Here is a 4,667-nt window from a genome sequence, read left to right on the forward strand (position 1 = left end):
TGTTCCATTTTAGAGATTTGTTTAAGATAAGATATAACTCATTGAGATGTGTCATAGTATTCGTCGTTAGAAAACAATTATTGTGACATTATTTCAATGAGTTATCTATTTTTGTCGTGTACAGAGAAATTCATTAGTCATGAATGGTTACCAAGTAAAAGATGTTGAAGTACTTCCTGCAACTTGGTAATTTAAAGAAAACCTCAAGGTCGTAGGCACCTAAAGCCTCACAATGAGTCGTAATCGACTTACTTGATTTTTCCGCTTGAGTCTTACGGGTCAGCCAGTTCGCTCCTGTAACGCGATGGTAAAATCCATTCTGGCATAGATTTAGATTCTGGAAACAGAATAGGAAACGAAAGTCCCGAAAACTAAGTCTATGAATTAAGGGTTAGGGGTGGGTAAGAAAGGACAGCCAACGAAAGTTTTGCTGTCCTTTCGTCTATTAACCATTAAAAAAGAGAGTATTAACTCTCTTTTTTAGAATTCTTAGTTTTATGTAATAACTTATCTAAGAATGGATCGTCATAATATTGCTTCATAATTTGATACTCCTAGTTCTCTTAGAATACGCTTAACAGTGTTTTTAAATTCAATATAACTTCTTTGTTTACTCGGAGTGGACGGTATAGCTAACTTACGCTGCTCGAATATACAAAGTTGATCGTGTTTTTTACCGCTAATGATACGAAAGCTCTTATGCTTTAGCAGTCGCTTTACGTATGCATTGATATCCTTATCTTTTGAGTAATACATGGCAGTCCCTAAAAACAAATAGGAGATCGGAATCTCCTATTTGCATAATGCTTTATCCTTGGTAGCGATCATTGTTTGGATTTAATTGATCTGAATGGTTATCCAGAGAATCCCAGTAGGCATCATTATTAGGATTCATGCTATCAGAGCGATCATCGTTAGGTGTTCTAGACATTCTATTTCTCCTATCAAAGTGGTTATCTAGTGATAAGTATCATAGAAGTTATAAAGAAATCATTTCTGGATATAAAAAAGATAAAGTTAGATAATTTTAGATATTTTCATTTAAGTTATTTTTGTAAAGATAAAAGTTAGAAGGAACTAAGAAACTGTAATCAAGATTGATTAAAATATATTTAAATTTACAAAAATTTAAAAATAATCAATAAATATTTGAATTTTAATGCTTATGTTAAAATATATATGGATTTCCATTCTAACTTATCAAAACGGTAAATCTTCATCCAAGACCCACCTGAATCCGGTGGGTTTTTTTATGTCTTGAATTTGCTTTGTTTAGTTTTGATAGAGCTCAGAGCTTTATCATTGCTAACCTAAGTTGCAAAAAATTATATTTTAACTGCTCGGCTTATGTTCCAAATTCTAGGCTCCATATTGAGCAAATCAATCAGATCAGTAATCCTCATAGAAATCTTAAATCTAAAAAAACGATTATTTTTATAAAAACTTACGGTTTTACCTATTTAAGAAATTTTCGTATTCTATCTTCATCGAATGAATAATCTCACCAATATACGAGGAAAGGTCTCATGAGTTTAATCAATACTGAAATCAAACCATTCAACGCCACTGCTTACCACAAGGGTCAATTTGTGGAAGTGTCCGAGCAGGACATGAAAGGTAAATGGTCGGTTGTATTCTTCTATCCTGCTGACTTTACTTTTGTTTGTCCAACTGAATTAGGCGATCTTGCTGATCAATATACTGAATTCCAGAAAATGGGCGTAGAAATTTATGGTGTATCAACCGATACGCACTTCACCCATAAAGCTTGGCACGATACCTCTGACGTAATTGGTAAAATCCAGTACCCAATGATCGGCGACCCAACCTGGACTTTGGCGAAAAACTTTGAAGTATTGATTGAAGCTGAAGGTCTGGCAGATCGTGGTACTTTCGTGATCGATCCAGAAGGTAAAATCCAGATCGTTGAAATCAATGCTGGTGGTATTGGTCGTGATGCAGCTGAACTGCTTCGCAAAGTGAAAGCAGCGCAATATGTACACGCTCACCCAGGTGAAGTATGTCCTGCGAAATGGAAAGAAGGCGAAGCGACTCTTGCTCCTTCAATTGACTTAGTGGGTAAAATCTAATTCGCTCACTTGCTTTCGAAGCAAAAAATCCAGCACTCAGTGCTGGATTTTTTTATTGGCTGCTCAGCATGACAGCGCAATTTAAATGGTATAGCCCTGATGACCTTCTGCCCGGGCACGTAAGCCTTCGACCAGATGCTCAATCAGTTTTTCCATCACCAGACGCTGACCTTTGCGTGAGGCATAGACCAGTTGTACGGTTCCCATATTGGAACACCAGTCTGGCAGCAGATGGATCAGGCGACCAGCTTTGAGATCTGCTTCTACGGTTAACAAGGGTAGATCGGCAATACCCAGGCCATCCAGGGCAGAATAGTATACGCCGGCCAGATCGTTGCTTTTGATGCGGGGTTCTAGGGGGATATCCATCTGTTCATGACTGTCGATACGATGCAGATGCCATTGATAGTGGTTTTTCTGCGTGCCTAAAACGATGGTCGGAAAGTCATTGATCTCAGTGGGGTAGTGTATCGAACGGCCTTGCAACAGCTCCGGACTGGCAACCAGACAATGCGTGGTTTTAATCACATCGCGAACGACAATGCTGGAATCTTCATTGGCTTCAAAGTTGGTGCGGATCGCCAGGTCAATCTCATCATGCAGCACATCGACACGCCGGCTGGTAATTTCCATTTCTACCTGAACCTTGGGATAAGTCTTGAGGAATTCATTCAGCAGGCTGCGGATCTGGTAGCGCATCATCACCGAAGGATAACTCAGCTTGACCAGGCCTTGTGGTTCACTTTTCTGCTTGAGCAAGACATTACGGGCACATTCCACCTGTTGAATCAGCTTTTCGCATTCCTCAAAAAATTCCTGGCCTAGTGAGGTCACCTTAAAATGTCGGGTTGAGCGTTGAATCAGGGTGACATTGAAACGGGCTTCCAGCTCTAAAATACGTCGGCTGAGTTTGGATTTGGTGATTCCGGAGATGTCACTGGCTGCACTGAAGCCGCCATGCTTGACCACCAGATAAAAATAATAATAGTCATCAAAAGAATGCACCTTTCACCTCAATCGCCCTGCGTTCATACAATGCCCATCATAGGGGAAATCCGGGCCAGGCTAAACTGTTTCCAAGCCAGATTAATTTAATTGTTCCAACAAAAAGCGACCCGAAGGCCGCTTATTTTAGAGATGTGTATGGTTTATTTCTGTGCAGTATTCTGGCTATAGCTATTCATCAGGTTGCGGTAGTCAGGAATATGATTGCTGAATAAGCTGCCGAGACCTTCGATATCATTACGCCAGTCACGGTGCAGTTCACAAGCCAGACCAAACCAGGTCATCAGCTGTGCACCAGCCTGTGACATGCGGTTCCATGCAGCATCACGTGTCAGGTGATTAAAGGTACCAGATGCATCTGTCACGATGAATACGTCAAATTCTTCTTCAAGTGCAGACAGCGCCGGGAAGGCAACGCACACTTCAGTCACCACGCCAGCAATGATCAACTGTTTTTTACCCGTGGCTTTTACCGCTTTAACAAAATCTTCATTATCCCAGGCATTAATTTGCCCTGGACGAGCAATATAAGGTGCGTCCGGGAATAGCTCTTTCAGCTCAGGAACCAACGGACCATTTGAGCCTTGTTCGAAGCTGGTGGTCAAAATGGTCGGTAAATTGAAATATTTTGCTGCTGCCGCAAGCGCCAATACATTATTTTTGAATTTATCTGGGTCAATATCACGAACCAGTGACAACAAACCAGTCTGATGGTCTACAAGTAATACGGCTGCATTGTCTTTGTCTAAACGTACATAAGGTTTTGCCATTTCTCTGTTCCTCTCTATAAAATTAGCATCCCGTCTTGGATCAAACCCAGGCTGTTCCGGGACGTGGTGATTTTTATATTAGAGCTAAAAACAGGACAAAATAAGCCCAAATTCTGGGATAAATAATCTTAAAAATAGGATAATTAAAAATTTAGACCAAAATTTTAGTTTATTTGTGTTGAATTCGGGAAGTTAAAGCAAAGATTGTCTTATATATAAGATACTGTATTCCAGCTTAGGACTATCAGCGCATCTTGGCCCGGCATAAAATGGCTGCATGTTCATCCTATCGTAATAGGAGTTAAAAGATGAAAAAAGTAATTGGTGTTTACCGTAATCAAAACATGCATTGGGTCGGTGATGGCTTTCCGGTCAAAAATCTGTTTTCCTATGACCGTTTAGGTCAGGCGATCAGTCCGTTTTTGTTGCTGGATTATGCTGCGCCCTATCATTTTGATCCGACGACTGTACAACATGGCGTGGGTTCACATCCACATCGCGGTTTTGAAACAGTGACGTTAGCCTATCAGGGGGCAGTGACGCATCAAGATTCAAGTGGCGGTGGCGGCACGATTCAGGCAGGTGATGTGCAGTGGATGACCGCAGGCTCAGGTGTAGTCCATGAAGAATTTCATTCTCCAGATTTTGCCAAACATGGCGGTCTCTTTGAAATGGTATAGTCAAACCGCTTAATTACCCATACACTCGTTAAAGAAACGACTAAAAAGCTTATCTATTGAGTTAACCAACCATTTTTTCCTTTTTGCTTTCACCCATGCCCACATTTTTTCAATAGGATTAA

4 protein-coding genes and 1 pseudogene are annotated in these 4,667 nt (G+C 40.5%); 2 read left to right on the forward strand and 3 right to left on the reverse strand.

What is annotated here, in order from left to right; genetic code table 11:
• Nucleotides 1–808: 808 nt before the first annotated feature.
• Nucleotides 809–931 carry a hypothetical protein gene (locus FTT73_RS16465; protein ID WP_257232889.1) on the reverse strand — a complete coding sequence of 41 codons (123 nt, stop codon included), beginning with the start codon at nt 929–931 and terminating at the stop codon, nt 809–811.
• A gap of 595 nt (nt 932–1,526) precedes the next feature.
• Between FTT73_RS16465 and ahpC the strand changes: the two genes are divergently transcribed.
• The gene (gene ahpC, locus FTT73_RS15640; RefSeq protein ID WP_005173184.1) at nt 1,527–2,090 is read left to right on the forward strand and encodes an alkyl hydroperoxide reductase subunit C; all 564 of its coding nucleotides are present in this window, start codon (nt 1,527–1,529) and stop codon (nt 2,088–2,090) included.
• An 81-nt stretch (nt 2,091–2,171) separates the two neighbouring features.
• Here ahpC and FTT73_RS15645 read toward each other — a convergent pair whose 3' ends face one another.
• Both FTT73_RS15645 and ycaC read right to left on the reverse strand, forming a co-directional pair.
• On the reverse strand, nt 2,172–3,095 hold the full coding sequence (locus tag FTT73_RS15645; protein WP_180085669.1) for a LysR substrate-binding domain-containing protein: 924 nt from the start codon (nt 3,093–3,095) through the stop codon (nt 2,172–2,174).
• Nucleotides 3,096–3,238: 143 nt separating this feature from the next.
• Nucleotides 3,239–3,865: an isochorismate family cysteine hydrolase YcaC gene (ycaC, locus tag FTT73_RS15650; protein WP_180085667.1), complete on the reverse strand. Its 627-nt coding sequence runs from the start codon at nt 3,863–3,865 to the stop codon at nt 3,239–3,241.
• A 308-nt stretch (nt 3,866–4,173) separates the two neighbouring features.
• Here ycaC and FTT73_RS15655 point away from each other — a divergent pair.
• Nucleotides 4,174–4,542: pseudogene (locus tag FTT73_RS15655) on the forward strand (pirin family protein); the annotation flags it as partial.
• Nucleotides 4,543–4,667 lie beyond the last annotated feature (125 nt).

The organism is Acinetobacter sp. YH01006 (genome assembly GCF_013420445.1).
Lineage (GTDB): Bacteria > Pseudomonadota > Gammaproteobacteria > Pseudomonadales > Moraxellaceae > Acinetobacter > Acinetobacter pseudolwoffii.